The organism is Cupriavidus sp. 05T313 (assembly GCF_056396665.1).
In genome coordinates, this window is sequence record NZ_JBFTLX010000715.1 from 1 (window position 1) to 364 (window position 364).

Below are 364 nucleotides of genomic sequence, written 5' to 3' on the forward strand. Positions count from 1 at the left end.
GACCATCGGCGTGCTGGCCAGTGAGCTTTCCCAGTACGGTCCGGCCAATACCCTGCTGGGCGTTGAGCATGCTGCCCGCAACGCCGGCTACTTTGTCAGCATCGCAGCATTGCGGGAGGTCAGCCGGGAAGCCATTTCCGACGCCGTCGGGCACTTTATGGACCAGGCAGTGGACGGGATCGCGGTGCTGGTGCCGCACACGGACACCCTCGCCGTGCTGGAGCAGATGAACCTTCCGGTGCCCGTGGTGGCCGTGGGCTCCGCGGGCAGCGCGAAGGTGAGCGGGGCCATGGTGAACCAGCGTGCGGGCGCCAGGCTCGCCGTCGAGCATCTCGTCAGGGAAGGCCACCGGCAGATCGGACAC

The 364-nt window shown here is 67.6% G+C and carries 1 protein-coding gene; it reads left to right on the forward strand.

Translation table 11 applies throughout. The features are described 5' to 3' along the window. A partial coding sequence (locus AC1DKD_RS42520) for a type 1 periplasmic-binding domain-containing protein (protein ID WP_477144904.1) occupies positions 1 to 364 on the forward strand: 364 nt, incomplete at both ends.